Source organism: Parabacteroides gordonii MS-1 = DSM 23371 (genome assembly GCF_000969825.1).
GTDB lineage: Bacteria > Bacteroidota > Bacteroidia > Bacteroidales > Tannerellaceae > Parabacteroides > Parabacteroides gordonii.
On sequence record NZ_KQ033920.1, the window covers coordinates 1,632,980 to 1,650,610 of the forward strand.

5 protein-coding genes are annotated in these 17,631 nt (G+C 49.8%); 1 reads left to right on the top strand and 4 read right to left on the bottom strand.

What is annotated here, in order from left to right; all coding sequences use genetic code 11:
• Positions 1–121 precede the first annotated feature (121 nt).
• The gene (locus tag HMPREF1536_RS23670) at positions 122–1,417 is read left to right on the top strand and encodes a DEAD/DEAH box helicase (protein ID WP_028727278.1); all 1,296 of its coding nucleotides are present in this window, start codon (positions 122–124) and stop codon (positions 1,415–1,417) included.
• A gap of 54 nt (positions 1,418–1,471) precedes the next feature.
• Here the strand turns inward: HMPREF1536_RS23670 and HMPREF1536_RS23675 are convergent, their stop codons facing one another.
• The 4 genes from HMPREF1536_RS23675 to HMPREF1536_RS23690 all read right to left on the bottom strand — a co-directional run bounded on the left by HMPREF1536_RS23675 (position 1,472) and on the right by HMPREF1536_RS23690 (position 17,526).
• A complete protein-coding gene (locus HMPREF1536_RS23675; RefSeq protein WP_150115645.1) occupies positions 1,472–5,635 on the bottom strand; it encodes an InlB B-repeat-containing protein in 4,164 nt (1,387 codons plus the stop codon).
• Positions 5,636–5,659: 24 nt separating this feature from the next.
• The gene (locus tag HMPREF1536_RS23680; protein WP_028727276.1) at positions 5,660–9,697 is read right to left on the bottom strand and encodes a hypothetical protein; all 4,038 of its coding nucleotides are present in this window, start codon (positions 9,695–9,697) and stop codon (positions 5,660–5,662) included.
• Positions 9,698–9,725: 28 nt separating this feature from the next.
• Positions 9,726–17,147, bottom strand: a complete 7,422-nt coding sequence (locus HMPREF1536_RS23685) for a hypothetical protein (RefSeq protein WP_150115646.1) — start codon at positions 17,145–17,147, stop codon at positions 9,726–9,728.
• Between the two features lie 97 nt (positions 17,148–17,244).
• Positions 17,245–17,526, bottom strand: a complete 282-nt coding sequence (locus HMPREF1536_RS23690) for an HU family DNA-binding protein (protein ID WP_028727274.1) — start codon at positions 17,524–17,526, stop codon at positions 17,245–17,247.
• Positions 17,527–17,631 lie beyond the last annotated feature (105 nt).

Sequence of the window (17,631 nt, forward strand, 5' to 3'; positions counted from 1 at the left end):
GAAAGCAGACGATAAATCAACGCCTGCAATAAAAAAAAGCGTATTTATAACAAGAGTACTACCTTCTGTTATAGAAATTGACAAATAATATTTACCTTTACGGTGAATTTAATGATAGAAGATGAGATTTGACGAATTGGATTTAGAGGAGGCTGTATTGGATGGCCTCGATGCTATGAATTTTCAGGAAACTACTCCTGTACAGGAATTAACGATTCCGGTTATTTTAGAAGGGAAAGATATCATTGCTTGTGCGCAGACCGGTACGGGGAAAACCGCTGCTTACGTATTGCCGTTGATTAACGAGTTAAGCAAAGGTAATCATCCTGACAATGCCATTAATGCGATCATTATGGCTCCTACCCGCGAATTAGCCCAACAGATCGACCAGCAGATCGAAGGATTTACCTATTTCGTGCCGGTATCGGCCGTTGCCGTATATGGCGGAACCGACGGTATTGCGTGGGAACAACAGAAACGAGGTATGGAAATGGGGGCCGACATCGTGATCGCCACCCCTGGACGTTTGTTATCGCATATCAAACTGGGTTCGGTCGATCTTTCGAAAGTATCTTTCTTTGTTCTCGATGAAGCCGACCGTATGCTGGACATGGGATTTTACGACGACATTATGCAGGTGTATAAGCAACTGCCTGATTACTGTCAGACAATCATGTTCTCCGCTACCATGCCCCCCAAAATACGGACATTAGCAAAAACCATCCTCAAAGATCCCGAAGAAGTCAAAATCGCCATCTCCCGTCCCCCCGAGTCGATCATGCAGACTGCTTATATATGCTACGACCCGCAAAAGATCAAGATACTGGAAGACCTGTTCCAGCAAAGCCGTCCGCAACGTGTCATTATATTCTCATCCTCCAAGATGAAGGTGAAGGAACTTGCCTCTACCCTGAAACGGATGAAGTTCAACGTAGCCGCCATGCATTCCGACCTGGAGCAGACGCAGCGCGAGGAAGTAATGAAGGAATTCAAAAACGGACGCATCGATATACTGGTAGCAACGGATGTCGTATCACGCGGCATCGACATCAACGACATCAAACTGGTTGTCAACTTCGACATACCTCACGACCCGGAAGATTATGTACACCGTATCGGCCGTACCGCCCGCGGAACCGGAGGCGAAGGATTGGCTATCACCTTTATCAGCCTGGAAGAACAAGCCCAGTTCAAACGCATCGAGAATTTTCTGGAAAAGGAAGTATATAAGATACCCATCGACCCGAAGTTCGGGGAAGCTCCACTATACGAACCTGAAAAGTACGGCAATATGCGTCGCGGACGCGGACGTCCACGTAAAGAGGGAAACACAGGAGGTAAGAAATCCGGATACCAACGCTCCGGAAGGAACTCCAATAATGGTAACCGCCGCGGAAGACCCAGAAAAGAATCTTAATCGCATAAAGAAGGGATGTTCGTTTCAACGACATCCCTTTCCTTTTTATGCTAACTATCTGTAGATAGAAACTTTCCGCCGAACATACCGTCCATCTTCATACAACTCTGCCAGATAAACACCATTCGGGAGAAAACTGATCGCTCTGTCGCCCGACAACTTTAATTCTTGCAGTAACTGCCCGTTCATACGGTATATCCTCAAAACAGAATGAGCCGTAACAGGATGGATATACAAACAACTACCGACGCTATACAATCGGGCCTTGCCATCTACAGTTATTATTTCGAGGTCTGTAGGAATACTGAAAGTCGCAACTAACAACGAGTCGGTTTTCACCTCACGAAACAAATAGCTGCCGGGGACACCAATCGGCTTCAGTTCTTTCTCCGTACCCACTTCCACTTTTTCCAGCACACCATTCTTCTCCGTATGAATAATAAACTGATGATTACTGCCCTCCGGCACACGTACACAGCAAGGGGTAACAAAACCACCTTTACCTACCATCCGGGATTTCAGCGTATAGACAGGTATACCGACATTGCAGAAGACAACCTCAACAGTCATGTTACATTGAATATTCCTCAGATTATATCGCGTAACAGTTCCTACACTGTTTCCATTCACACGTACATCCGCCAACTGCTGGCTATGCCCCGGGCTAATTTCAAAGTTCAAGCTTCCACCCTTTTGTACAACAGTCGTACCCGGCGTAACCGTTCCCAGTCCTGTACTGCGTACCCAGACAGTAAATTTGCTTGGTCCCGGATTGGGAATATCCGGAATGCCCGGATTACCGGGTTCGGGATCAGGATCGGGGTTCGGTTCAGGATCAGGGTCGGGACCGGGAGGATAAGATGTCCGGACAAACAGAGCCTCTATCCGGGCAGAGGTATACATTTCCCTGACTACCACCCCTTGGTTGGCCAATGCTTCCACAGTATAATCAGTCCCGCCGATCGATAACTTCTCAAAACGGAAATATGTATTGGCTTTTGCCTCGATACGTATTTTTGTACCGGAAGTAACAATACTTCCGGAAGCAAGCGTTTCCCCATTATCATCCGATCTCACAACAAGTGTTCCACCTGCCGATTGTCCATACGTGATAACGACCGGTTGCGGTTTCGGCAATATTTCGACAGCTACATTCGTCATTACCGGAAAGAAATTCTCCGCATCGGATGAAGTAAACCGAACCGGATATTCTGAATTTCCGGTTACTACTGTTTTAGGGGCATTCCATACGAAATACCCCGGCACTGTCCCGAATCCGTCAGCTTCAGCCAAACCTCCTTCCAGTACGGCATCTTCCAACATCGCTCCGGCAACCAACATACCTACCATCGGAGATGTCACGATTTTCGGTGTCGCTTTCTCTATAGTCAATGAAGAAACAGCCTGATAAGCCAGCCAGGTATCGTCTTCTTTGCGACTGACAATAACCTGATAACTCCCTGCATCTGTCGGGATGACTGCTTTATCGTTTTTATCCCGATATTCTACCTGCCAACCTCTTACTGCCGGAGTAGACGATACCGATACCTGTTTCGATCTGCCATCATACACCAACGATACCGGCGGAGTGATCTTCACCTGTAATCCAGCATCAGGTGAAGCAGGATCCTTCTTCTTCTCAAAACGAGCAACAACGGCCAGATCAGTTGCTATTGGCAAAGTATACGGATTACTATTGTAAAGCGTTCCATTAATATCAAAACCATTGAATCGATATCCGGCATCGGCATTCGCCTTCAGAGTCAAAGCCATACCATCATAAAAGACAGTCCCCTCAGGGCAAAGCAGATCGCCGTTATATAATTGTGCCTTTCCCCGACCTTCAGTAGTCAGTGTCACCTTACGACTCACTCCCGGTTTGCCAGCCACCTGCAAATAGACTTTCCCGGTAGCCACATTATAGTTCTTCCGGTCGACCGGGATAAAGAGGATATCCTGATAGCCGGAGACTGTTACCGTCACCTTCTTATCCGTTGCCGCAGGATTACTCCAGGAAAAAAAACCATCTACTTTTTTCGATAGCCAGATAGCCGATCCTCCGTCCAGCGTTGCCGTCGTATTGGCAAGCGGCCCCGCCACTTGCTCTTCTTGATAATCTATTTTAGTAATCTGAGGGGTGGCACGGCGAATAGTCAAACCTCCCTTTATCAGTTGTTCAAAAGCAGTAAAACGTTCATCCGCCGGACGATTCAATTTAACATCATACACACCGGCATCACGCGGAACAGCCACCCGGCCGTTCTGATAATAGGAAACCAAGATGTCATCGGTTATGCCACCGGGAAGTGTACGCACTACAAAAGAGTGCATATCACGATTATAAACCACCTCCTGAGGATCGAGGTCGATACCCAGCCGAGCATCCGGATCCGGATTTTCAGGATCGGGGTTCGTACCGATCTCCCCATCTTTATCGAATGAAGCGCTCAACACCAGATCTTCCGTCAAGCTCACGTTGCGACTGACGGTTATATCCTGCCCTCCGGCCATTATACGTGTCAGGCTATATCCTTCGTTCGGCGTAGCTTTCACCACAACCACCGTCCCGTAAAGATACCGTTCACCCGAAACCACCGCATTTCCATCTATCGATGCTTCGAGCACACCCCCTTCCGGTGCCCGAACGACAATGGGGAATGTATTCTGTTCCAGTCCCTGTGCAAAAGTAACCTGACCGTTCACTTCATAGACAGCCGTATTCATACCTCCGGCAGTAAGAAAATCCACCGGATTGCCGTTGGCCGTGAGTGAGACCAGCCGTTGCGTATTGGTATTGGCTACCAGCAACGTCAACATTGTTCCCTTTGCCACCTCACTACCGCTGGGAACTGTGTTGTTCCCCTCTTTCACGATCAGCGGAGCAGCATACGTTATTGTATAAGGGCCGTCCGGCTCTTCTGCGGCATCTTTAAAACGGATACCCAATGAAACATCACCGGTTACCGCCAGCTTGTTTCCCGACAAGGCGGAAGCCGGATCCACTTCGTACGCCTCGAAAAGTTTTCCTGCGGTAGCCGTATTACCCAAAGTCAAGACCGTACCGTAATCATAAGAAGCCGTTGCCGCCGCTGTCCCGTTTATGGTCAACGTACCTATCGAAACATCCGGGGCGGTCACTGTAACGGTAAATTGTTCGACAGCAAACGCCGCTCCAATGGAGATATCCTTCTTTACTGTCACCGTCGTACCGGAAAGCACATCCGAAGGTTCGACTGTATAGGCTGTAAACTCATGTCCGGTAGCCGCTTCTTCTGAGAGTTCCAGCCGTGTGCCGTATTCCAACCGGTGCGTACCAGGCAACAGTGCCGTCTGTCCATTTGTAACCGTCAGCTTACCGCCGTCCGGACTTTTCACGGTAACAACACAAACGATCTTTTCTATGACAGCTTTCAACTTTACATCGCCGTCAACAATGAAGCTATTCCCCTTCAGCAACGCCCCGTTGACGGTCAAGGCAGAAAGCCGGTAGCCTTCATCCGGGGTAACGGTCATTTCCAATTCAGTTCCATACGGGACGATACCGCCTTGTCCAACATCGGAAGTACCTCCGTTTTCTTTCTTTTTTACCGTCAGCGTACCATGCTCTATTGCATCCCATTCCACCAGGCAATCAATACCTTTGAATTCGACCACTATCGTATGGTTCGCAATAACCCCGGTAAGGACGAAAGGCGAAGCCGTTCCCTGCGAAGTTCCGTCCAGCTTAATATCGGCAATCTCATACCCCACATCCGGTGTAATGGTAAACGCCTGGCTCCCTCCTTTGGGAACCTGCGCAAAAGTCGGAACGATGCTTCCCCCTTTTCCGGCCGAAGCCGTCAGGTCGAAACGGACCGGAGTGAAAGCGGCTGTCAATGTATGATTTGCCGTTATATTTATAAATGTATACGTATAGGAAGTACTTCCCGCGATAACCGCATCGGTCAGCGGAGTCCCGTCTACCAGAATGCTACCTATTTCATACCCGGAGGCCGCAGCAATGGTAAAAGCCCGGTCGGTTCCCCCCTTGACGGTCACTTTCCCGTCGGTATCCCCAGTGGGAGAAATGGTTCCCCCTGTGACCTGTGTCACTGTTATCGTCTTTTCCCCGGTAGACGGGCCGTCGGGACCGTCGGGGCCTACCACCTCTTGTGCCCGGGTACCTACTGAAAGAAGCAGCAGGCACAACAAGACTATATGTCGGATATATTGTTTCATTATAATATATTATACTTGATGTTATTATTCTGTTACATAAATCTTTGTCCGGTCGACGATATACAGTCCGGCAGCCAATGGCAACCGGGTCGTTCCCACCGGCACGCTCTCAACCCGGTGCAGCCGGCCGTCGAGCGTACAGACACGGATAAGCGTTTCCGTCGCGGTTGTTATCCATACGCATCCCTTTCCTCCGCTTATACGCAGGCAGTCGGCTACCGGTACAGGTTTTTCATTGCCGGTCGGCAGGCCTGCCATACGCAGCGTAGCATGCGTTGCCACCGTCTGGTCGTCGGTCAACAGATAGCTGCTGAAGGGCGGTACCTCCATCGTGCTGCCGGTCGAAGCCATCTGCCGTTCATATTCCGTTCCTACTCCATTGAGCTGATAGAAAGGAAGATCCAGCGTATGGGTATAAAGTACACCGGTCGACTGTTGCCGGTATTCGCTCTGTGCAGGTTTCTCCGGAGCAAGTGGATGACGGTTCAGAAACTGGTTGGGGGGAGAAACAAACAAAACGGCCATATCAGGATCGCTATGGGTGGTTAGTCCTTCCGGCACGGCAATGATATAGCCTTTGTTTGCCTCCACCCGCTCTTCGACGACATATTGGAACGAGTCGTCGCCGGCAAGGGTTCGCAGCCAAAAGTGTCCACCCGTACCTGAGATCAGATAAGGAGAGAGAGCCACCGGGCGGCCATCTATTATTGCAGTAATACTGCGCGGCTCATAAGGTAACGAAAAGCCCTCCCACCTCTCTTCTACTGCAAAGGTACGATGATAAACAATCCCTGCCGTTGCCACTACCGGATCATCACATTTCAATTGCGAACCGTTACCCAACGTAAGCCGATGGAGTGTATTCAAGTCGCTGCCGGCTTCAATAATCAGGGTCTTCCCGGGAGCTACTACCACGTTGCAATCTTTATTCGTCGCATCCGTCCAGATAGCATCCGCATCGATACTCACCAAACGGTAAGCCTTTTGGTTGGTATTATGGTCAGGCAGAGAGGGAATCAGTGTCGTTTCATAGACTTCTCCGTTCACCGTCAACTGCAGGTCTTCCTCTACGGTTATAGCCGGAAGCCACAGACAAGCACCGCCTTCGTATAGCAGTACCTTCTGTTGTTCACCGCCGGCAACCCGCTCACACACCACTTCATCCAACGAAGCGGCAGAAGGCAAGCCTTCCACCGTCAGGCGATACACCTCTTTTCCATCGCGAACAATCGTACCACTCAGTTTCACTTCTTCGGAAATATAGACCCGACCATTCAACAGAAGCGTGCCATAAAGAAACCCTTTATCGGCAGTTCCTCCCTGGTCGTTGATCATCAATGTTGCAGCGGCAGACACATCGAATGCAGCATCGGCAGTCGCCGACAAACGTTTACCATTCATATCGACCACTACATTTTCATTTATTTTCTGCACTCCCCGTAATGCCTGGTCTGCCACCAACTGGATCGTTCCTCCTCCGACCGTCTGTACCGCAGCCAGCGCAGAAGCAAACGACGGATAGTATTGCGAACCGACCTTTGCCACATTGCTACCGGCTTCCATATCGAACCGGTTGTTGTGGGTTGCCTGTATCAGAATATCAGTCAGCGTGCAAGTCTTGCCGACAGTCCCCGTCAAGGTTGCTGTCAGATCGTGCGTACCTCCCTCCACCTCCAACCAACCATAGGCTACCGCCTGTCCGGTTGTATTTGTTTTACCCGGAAAGAAAAGCGTACCGCTTTGGGCATAATAGCTCCAGGTTCCGTTGTTCGCACCTGCCGGTAAGAAAAATGCCGTACGATATACAGTCTGATTACTCAGTGTAACCATACCCGGCAAAGAGACGGAACTTTCCACACAAACACCGGCAGTTACACTGAAATTACCCGACAGGCTTCCCTTTTCCGTACTGCTGTATATATCGAGCGTGCCAGTTCCTGTCGTTGTGAAACCGGTAGCTGCCGGCATTTCAAGTGTATAATCCTCCAGATCCAATTTCAGTTCTGTGCCATCGGCTATCGTCACCGATGTCGCCAGCTTCGTACTTTGCTGCAACACGATTTCATCCCCATCCGTAGCAGCAGCAAAGGCAGCGGCAAGGGAAGTATAAGGCGTCGTACCGATTCGTGCAACCACGGCCGGCTCATTGACAACGACTGTATTACCATGCGAGACAATCACCTGCACACCGCCGGCAGTATAAGAATTGCCATCGGCAACCAATGTCAGTGTCTCCGGTTGCACACTGGCAGGCAACCAAAGACAAGCCACTTTATCTTTTATATAGCAGGCAACATCGGCAGCCGTACCCAGGCTATAAGTTGCCGGCCCATCCACGTCGGCAGTCGTATTCAGAGTAACCAATACGCGATAAAGCTGCATTTTACTTTCACTCAACACCATACCGATATTTGCGGCTGCCACATCTTTACCGATATAAATATTTCCTTTGATACGGAACGTACCCGTAATGCGTCCGGTCCCGCGATCGGCATCACAGATGCTCAGACAAGCACCCGGTTCCGACGCATCGAGCATACAGTTCTCGCCGGTCAAGGTATGGCCATCCAGATGCAATTCGGTCTTCACATTCGCATCACCTTTATGGCTATGATCGGTCTCACCGCTCAGGGAAACATCACGCTGCAACCACAACTGGCTGCCGTCCATCTTTCCGGCAGCTTCCAATCCCTCATGAAAAGTGGCATAAAAAGTCCCGGTATCGGTACCCGGTGTCTCGGTAGCCGAATAAAGTACAACTTCGCTATCACCTGTGTGCAAGTCGATATTGTTATCATGGTTTGCCTGTATAACAACATTATCCTTCAGAAGATTCGTCCCGCCGATGGTCAGGGAAAAGCGGGAAGCCACATGGGCTGGCAACCAGAGATAGGCTACCGGAGTTGCCCCCTCTATCAATGCCTTTGCCAGCACATCCGTATCGGCTCCATAGGTATAAGTCAACGGAGTGCCATCGATGGTTCCGTCGGGTAGCACCAGGCGAGTACGGTAAACCTGCTTACCGGCTTTCATCACAGCAGCCGTCAACTGCACCGTACGGTCGGCCACCACATCGCCTTCAACAGTAAAGCTTCCGGCCAGGCTGCCGCTTTTTACGCGTAACCGCTTACCGGCATCTACCGTGAAGCCTGCGGAAGCCGAAGCCGTCAATTCCCAGTTGTTCAGAGAGAACTCCGTATCAGCAACCGTTTGAACCTTCTCTTTCAGTGAAGTGTTAGCCAGCAACCGGATCGTTCCCTCTGCCGTCAAAACATTAAAAGCTCCCTCCAGAGTCAGGTGGGTAGTGGTTGTCGCCGGGCTCCCTTGAGTCACTTCCGCCACATTTGCAACCACGTCATCCGACTTTTCGCTGCTTGCGGCATTCTCCGCATGTTGGGTAACCGTCACCGGAGCGGTGGCATATATCTGCGATGTTGCACTTCCGGTGGGAGTATATGTAAAGGTAGTCCGCAATGCTGCCATGCTATGCGGCAACCAGAGACACAGGTATTTACCCTGCCGTGCATAGCGGGTCACACGGGTATTCCCGTAAGTCACCCCGCTAACCGCACCCTCCGCCTCATTACCCGGTAACTCCACCAGTACCCGGTACAGATTTTGCCGGGGCGTACCGGCGATTACACCTACCCCCGTCATCCGGACATCGGTTCCCGCAAACAGATTTCCGCTCCCCTCCAGGATGAAAGAACCGGAAAGAGTTCCCTTTTTTACAACCAACGTCTTACCGTCGGCAATCTTTAACTCCGTGCCCGAGGCGCACGTCAACATGTAGTTTTCAAGAATAAGACTTGTAGTAAACTTCACGTCGAGAGCGGAAGCAACATCCTGAATGATCCCGATCAGCAGCGTTATTTCTTTACCGTCGACAGTTACCGCTTCAAAGGCTTTTGCCAACGAAGTATATTCCATCCCGTCCATCTTGGCGACTTTCCAATTGAGATCAGGCCCGTCATCGGGATCCACCCACTGTGCCCGGCAGGGATGCAGGGCGGCAATGAGCAGGAGCACGGTTGTTAATAACCGGATTATTTGTCTATACATTATATATATATGTTACTGGTTTATACTTTTAATACTTTACGATCACCTTTGTACTGTTTACGATGTAGAATCCGCCGGCAAGCGGGATCTCGGTCTGTCCGACTCCGACACGCAGGGCACGCACCAAACTGCCGTCGAAACGGTAGATAAAAACATCCTCTTCCTTCTGTGCCTCCACCACCACGCAGCCGCGGCGGGTATGGATACGCAAATTTTCAGGAAGGGAAGGAATTACCACATCCGTAGCCGTCCCGATACGCAACGTTGGCAATACGGTTGTCGTATTGACATCCGCCAGCAGATAGCCACGGAACGGATCGACGGTAACGGCGGAGGGCAAAGGCTGTTCCAGTTCGAATGCATCGCCGGAAGCATTCAGCAAATAGCAAGCCTCCTTCACCTCCAGGCGGTCGAACGTGCCGTTGGCATAAGAAGCAAAACCGCTTGCCGGTTTCACTGCCGTCACCTTGTCGCGGCGCAGCAACTGGTTGGGGCCCGAGACAAACGTTATCTCCTTATTCGCCCATACCGTCGGTACCGCCATCAGGTAAGAGACATTCGCCGTCATTTCGGTTGTGCTGACGTTTTGCAGCTTACCTTCCGCACTCATCGTCTTCAGCCAGAAATTACCGGCCGTACCCGTGCCCGTTGCCGGAGTGAGCAGTATAGTTCGGGAAGTACCCGAAGCGGGATCGCTCTCTTCGGTGGTAATACGTGTCGTTGTAAACGGCAAGGCCACCGACTCCCATTGGTTGGCATCTACGAACGAACGTACATACCGGATACCCTCTTCGGCAATCACCATACCAGCCGTAGCCGACGTTTTCACCAAGGCACCGTCACGGATAGTCAGGCGGTGTAAGGTAGTAGTACCCGTCACGTTTTCGAGCGAAAGTTCGGCATCCCCGGCCAGTACCAGGTTTGTATTGGCATAAGCCGCCTGCCAGGTATGCGAACCGGAACCCAATACGACCCGTTTGTAGGCAGTCAGCTCCGTATTATGATTATCGAGATCAGTCGGCACAGTCGCCTCATAAGTGTCACTTCCCTGAGGAATTAGCAGGTCATATGTCAGAGCAGCCGATTCGAGCCAATGGCACTGCATGACCGCTGCGGCATCCGGTCCCACTTTCACCAGCGTACGGTAGCACTCTTTATTGTCTTTGTTAAGTACGATACCGGCTACCTTCACATCGCTTCCGGCCTTTACGCTGCCCTCGCCATTAAGACGGATCGTTCCGAGCAGCGAGCCCTGCACAATTGTCAGCACCTTACCGGCAGCCACACTGAAGCCGCTGTTGCCGGAAGTATAACTAAACCCACCCAGGTCGAGGGTCAGACTTTTCTGTATATCCTGCACGGAAGAGAGCGACACATCCTTCAGCAGTCTCACCGTTCCCCCTTCCATAGCGGCAGCCAGTGCCGAAGCCAGCGAAGCGAACGATTTATCGCCCACCTTCGCCACCGGGTCGTTGCCGCCTGTCAGGTCGAGTTCATTGCCGTGGGTGGATGCGATGATGACGTTATTGAGGGCATACTCCACATCTCCCGCCGTTACGGTCAACGCCTGCATGGTGTTTGAAGAAGGGAGCCAGAGGCAAGCCACATTCTCCTGAATATTCGTGCAGGTAGCCGTAATATCTCCATAAGTATAATTGAACGAGGTCGTTCCGGCGGGTAGCGTCAGGAACGTGCGCCAAACCGTTTTCCCAGCTGCGCTTACCCGTGCATTGTTCATAATGACACTACTTTTCATATATACGTTGCCATCGATGGCGACAGCCCCTTCCAGTGTTCCGTCCCGTAGGGTCAGTAGATGGCTGCCCGCATCCAAGGTCAATCCTTCCGTAGCGGTTATCAACCGGTTGTTGTCGAGCGAGATCGTTGCATCGCTCCGTGCTTCCAGCGCCCCGCCGAGTCCGGTGAGATCCTTACGCAACACCACTGTTTCACCGGCGGTGGCCAGCGTCAAGGCTTCGGACAGCGTATCGTAAATATCGTCGCCGATAGCTGCGATGCCTTCCACATAGGTTACAGTAAGCGGATTCACGTGGGTAGGTGTTATGATGATACCGGTGGCGAGATAAGTATCCGTACCCGCCTCGGCAGAGAAATTGACCGGTTGATTGACCGGCTGCATCCACAAGCAAAGTTCGCCGCTTTCAGAACTCTTCACCCGGCCAGTCTGATCACTGCAATCATACACGACCGATGCCGTGACCGGCAGCCCGCTCACATTCACCCGGTAAGCCGGTGAAGTATTCAGATACACCTTACTCGTCGCTTCCATATTTACCGAACGATCTACCTGTAGATTGCCGTTGCTATAGATCGAACCGGCAGCAGACGAAATGATCGTAAAGCCGACCGACACGCTTCCGTTTCCGGTTATCCGCAGGTTGGCCGATTCAGGAACAGTTATCTGGGCATCCGCCGAAGAGGTGATGCTATAATCACCGGTTTCGAGTGTCACCGAACCGCTGATGCTGACAGCATTTTCCAGGACGGCATTCTTCAACACGATCACCGTCTTGCCCGCCGCATCGTTCAGCGCCTCCGCCAGTTTGCGGTATTTCTTGCCGTTACGTATCTGCGCTACGTCGCTCACACCGTATGTTTCCAGATTGAAGTGGTCGGGGTTGACGGTTATGTTTTCTGTTTTATAGGCTTTGCTTCCCAATGTAAAGGTAAGCGTGCCCGCCATCGTTTCGGGAAACCAGAGACAGGCCACACCATTGCGTACCATGAACTGACCGGAAGAGACCATCGTACCATCGCTGGTGGTGAACGCATACGTATGTTCACCGGTCGGGATCGTGGCCGGCAAGTCGGTTACAAGCAAACGGTAAAGAAGACCGTCCGCCTTATCGGTCACCTTGCCGATATGATCGCCGGTAATGCCCTGGCCGATATACATCAATCCGCCGTCGAGTGACAGAGGCGCTTCCAGTTCGCCCGTCCCGGTCTTGCTGGTGACGGTCAGTTGTCCTCCGCTACCGATCGTCAGGGCGGGAGGCGTAGCAGGCGTGAGTGATGAAGGGGTCAGGCCGTATTTACCCAGTTCGATTGTCACACGACGGGTCAGCGTCAAAGCTGTTTCAAGCGAAGAAGTCTTCAGCAGTTCGATGGTCTGTCCTTCTTCCGACAGAGCGTCAAAAGCCGCTTCGACAGTGGCATATTCGGTTACGCCGATACGGGCGGCATTGCTGCTGCCGCCTATTGTCATATCGTTATCATGGCTGTTGGCAGAAACGATATAACCGGTCACAACCTTATTCTCGCTTCCTACAGTAAATGCATATTCCTCTTTACTGTCGTTATTTTGCGGTAGCCACAAACAGGTTTCATCATTGATCACCGGATAGGTTACGCCGGCATAAATTATTTCGGCAAGGTCGTCACCGGCATAACGAGTGTTGACCATCGTACGCCAGTAAGCCACGTCTTTCACTCCATCGCGTATCACCGTCCCGTTCAAACGGATGGAACTGGGTATAAACAACTGCCCGGTACCTTTCAGGTCGACATCGACCGTCATTGTTCCTTTCATCCCGACCGTTTCATCATAGAAACGGATACGGGCACCGTCGGCAACAGTCAACTGTCCTCCCGAAGCGGAAGTGATATTCTTGCCGTCCAGATTGACCAGGAAGCTGCCCGCCATCGTCTGATTGCCGGAAACAGATACCCCGGTAAGCAAATAAAGCGCCACATCGGTATGATGCAACTCGACGGAAGCCTTCCGCGCACTCTCCAAAGCCTCTTTCAGCGTATTGTAAGCCTGGTTGATACTTCCGTTACCATAAGTAACACGTGCTACCACCCCGACAGGGCTTGCAGGAATCGCTTCGGTACGTTGCGTCACCGTAGTAATTCCTCCGGCGGTATATTCCGTGCTCGAACCACCGCTGCCACCTACCGTAAAACGCAGTTCCTCGCTCTTACCGTAGTCGGGCAGCCAAAGGCAAGCCAGACCGTTGTGCAGGAAGAAAGGTACATTCTGTTTCTGCCCGTAACTATACGTATATGTATTGGTTTCGCCTACCGGCAGTTCTTTCACCAGCGTACGGAACACGGCTTCGCCGCCTACCATCACCACAGCATCGGTCAAAGGCACTACACCGTCGATAAACACGTCGCCCACAATGCGGAACGTATTCTTTATATTTCCTTTTCCGGTAATATTCAGGTAAGCACCGCTTGCCGAAGCATCGAATGATACGGCCGAACCGTTTTGGGCAGCAATCTCGAAGCTTTGCAGATTGAGCGTAACCTCCGTATTAGCAGGTACGGTCTGCACGGTACTCAGATTATCGATACGGGTCAGCAGTGCCAGACTGTAACGCGATAGCGCATCGGGCGTACCCGCCTGCATTTCGTTGAAGGCATCCTGCAGGTTACCGTAGGAGTTTACTTCACGGGTATTGAGGTTGGTTACTTCGATCACGATCGGTGCCACATTGCGGTCGTGGGGTTCCACCTTGGCTACTTCGACTTCTTTTTTCTCGTAGCTGACAGGATGCGTCAGGGTTACCACCGTTTTCGGATCGCTCAGGGGTTGCTCCGGTTGCCAGCAATAGACCTTGCCTGCTTCGTCGGGCATCGCACGGAAAGGAGCCGGATCGGCATCCGTATAAGTACAATCGTATGGCTGTCCAGGTTCAAGGCCGGTGGTGACGGAGACTTTATAGAGCGTTTTACCTGATTTGTTTGTCGGGCGGCTACCATCGGTATATCCGGCATCCACGCTGCCGGCAAGTATTTTCTGCGTGCCTCCTTCGATAGAGTTATCGGCTGTCCGCAGGCCGTCGTCGTCGACCCGCCGGGTTACGATCGTTCCGCCTGCTATCGTCATCTGCGCACCGCTCTCTACAGAGATAGCCGGGCTTGCCTTATCGCCATAGGCACCTCCGTAAGCCTCGAGCTTGCCGTAACCGTCGGCAGCCGTGCTCCAGGTAAGGGCGGAAGAAGAAGCCGTCAGTTGTGCGGCGGGAAAAGAAACGCCACCGTTATAGCCGCCTTCCAGTCTGTTGGTGCCTTTCAGTTCGATATCGGCTGCTCCTTCGATACACAAGGCGGCTTTCGTCTGGGGTTTGATATTGGTTTCATTTAATGTGAGATAGGCTGTGCCCGTACCTCCTCCCGCGACTGTCAGTGCATGGTCTTTTCCCTTATCGGAAACAGCCTCACCGAATATAGGCAGACGGTTATCTAATGTACTACCGACAGTAGCCGTATATTTTTGTGCAGTCCCATACCTTACCGTTTGCTCGGCATCGGCGGGAGTGATCGTTACGTTGCCTTTACTTATATCTACATAAGGATAAGCATCGGCTTTATTATCATGGTTTTCATTTACCGATAATGTAGCCGTGGCAATCAGCTCGCTTCCTTCCGCCGAACCATCATAAAGAGTGAAGCTTTTGGAAGATTTACTTGCCGGCAACCAAAGGCAGTTTTTACCCGTATCTTTCTTTCCGGCAGGATAATATTCATTCCCGTTCCAACTATATCCCAGATATCCTGTAATACCCTCAGGCTCTTTGTCTACCCAGGTACGAAAAACCTTCTCACCTCCCATATAGAGTGATTTGCTCAACTTATCATCGAGTAGCTCGGTATACAGATTTTGTATCTCAAATACGCCGACCAGACTACCAGCACCAGATAATTCCAGCATGCCACTACCGGTACATCCCAAATGGTCAGTTGCATCAGAAGTCAGAGTAAAACCATTCAAGTTTAATTCTATAGAAATTTTACTTGTTAAATCTGCCCCCCTCTTTTTATTCCAATAGGTTGTACCGTAAGTCGTATAATTCTTTTGTAAGGAGATGACATCTACACCATCTCTTGTAACATCTTTAAATGCGTCTTCCAATGATACGTACGGTCCTTTAAAGATATTATTAATTCTAGCTGCAACATATTGGGTGAAATTGATAGGTGTATTATGTTGCGATACTGTTATCTTTGTTGATTTGTAAAGTTCATTCACATTTTTAGGATTCTGAATATTGATATATTGATCGGTATACTTGCGTATCCACATATACGCCTTCTTTCCATCCAAGTATTTTGCATGAGTCCGCGTTTCACGATCTGGGAACCCTCCATTCCATTTACACCAATCTTCCAGAGGACTCATCCATACATCAAAACCAGTAACAGAGGGCTCGAGTGTTGCTGTACAATACCATACAGAGCCATCATAGTCAACAACATCCCAATCAGCCAAATTTCCCAGGTTATCAGCATCCACGTATACTGGTCCATTCACACAGATACTATTTTGAATTTGCATGTTTTTCAGTTTGAGCGGTCCACTAGGTGAAAAGATAAATCCATTAGAAATAAATTTCTTTTCATTCCCGTCTAATGTTATTGACGGACCTTCATAAGTTCCCGTATAAGTATAATTGCTTACATTTAAACAAAGTGTAGAACCAGAAGGTATAGTAGAATTAACAAGCGACTTATAATATGTTCCTTTCTGATCGTATACTTGCCCCATCTTGGTGGTATGTGTCCAAGAATTCGATATTGTTCCTGAAGGAATTCCCGCAATTTCAAAATAATCCCATTCAGAAAATGCTTTTTGTATATACACATGGTATTTAGAACCATTTTCATAATATATTTTACCCTTGGTTCCATCACTTAATTTAAAATCATTCCAGCTACCTGATGTTGGTTTTATATCTGTATCACTAAAATCAGGGGTAAAGTATCCCCCTTGCTTAGGGACTAGAAAAGTGCCATAATATGTTATAGATGCCCATCCGATGATAGATGGTTTAGAAACCTGTATTTCTTCTTTGTATATGTAATCTACGTAAACATATGCTCCATTCTTGATATTAAGATTTCCTCCTTTAAACCTTTTACTATCCCAACAAAGACCTCCTATTCCCGGTGCTTTATAGTCGTTATAATATCCTCCATTTGCATAGACCTGAATAGGTCCTTCGATATTTAAGGTTGTTTTATCTCCAGTGACCCCTATGCCGGCAACTATTGCCCAACTACTTCCGGCACCTTTACAGTTCAACCAAGCCGGATTTTTCGGATCTTTCGATTTTATGGTAAAGGTATTCCCCGCTTGTCCGGGATTTCTGGTCGCAACATTCAAATCAATACCAGCAGTACTCCACTCACCTTTAACTGATCGGCCGAACAATTCATTATGTCCTTCAAAATAAAGTGTTACATTCATATTATCGGCATCTGCACAGATAGCACCTCCTGTAACGTTCTTGAAATAATATGTGCCGCTCTTATTAATCCTCAGGCCATACTCCCCATTTGCCCCCAAATTACCAGTGTATGTTCTTCCCGGTACAGCATAATTCTTCTGACCCCACACCTCAGAAGGTCCTCCTATCAAAAACAAAAAAAGCAACATAATCATCTGCTGCTTACCATATTTTTTCCAATTAAATCTATGCATAATATCCATATCGTTAAAAGCCAAGACCCGCACCGGAAGAACACGATCAAACAGCCTCTCCTCAACCGGTCTTTTATCAAAAATACCCTATCTAAACTTATTTATCTTCGTTGAGCGCTTTGAGAAAAGCGTTTCCCGGCCGGAATTTCACGGTGTATCGGGAAGGGATCGTTTTCGGTTCTCCTGTTTTCGGATTGCGTCCGGGACGTTCGGCCTGCCAAACGGAACGGAAGGTGCCGAAATTTTGCAGTACCATCATTTGGTCGACAGCTACAGCTTCCATTGTTTTTCGGATGAAACAATCGATCACAAGACGTACCTGTTGCTCTTTAAGACCTGTTTCATCGGCAAGCTGCCGGATGAGTTGTTGTTTGTTCATTGTCATATTCTTTTAATTGATTTGTTTCAATGGTTCCTGCCAGTGCAACCGCCTTGGTTCCTGCCGGTGCAACCGCCCTTTCGCGGTAGTGGGAACGCCCCGGTT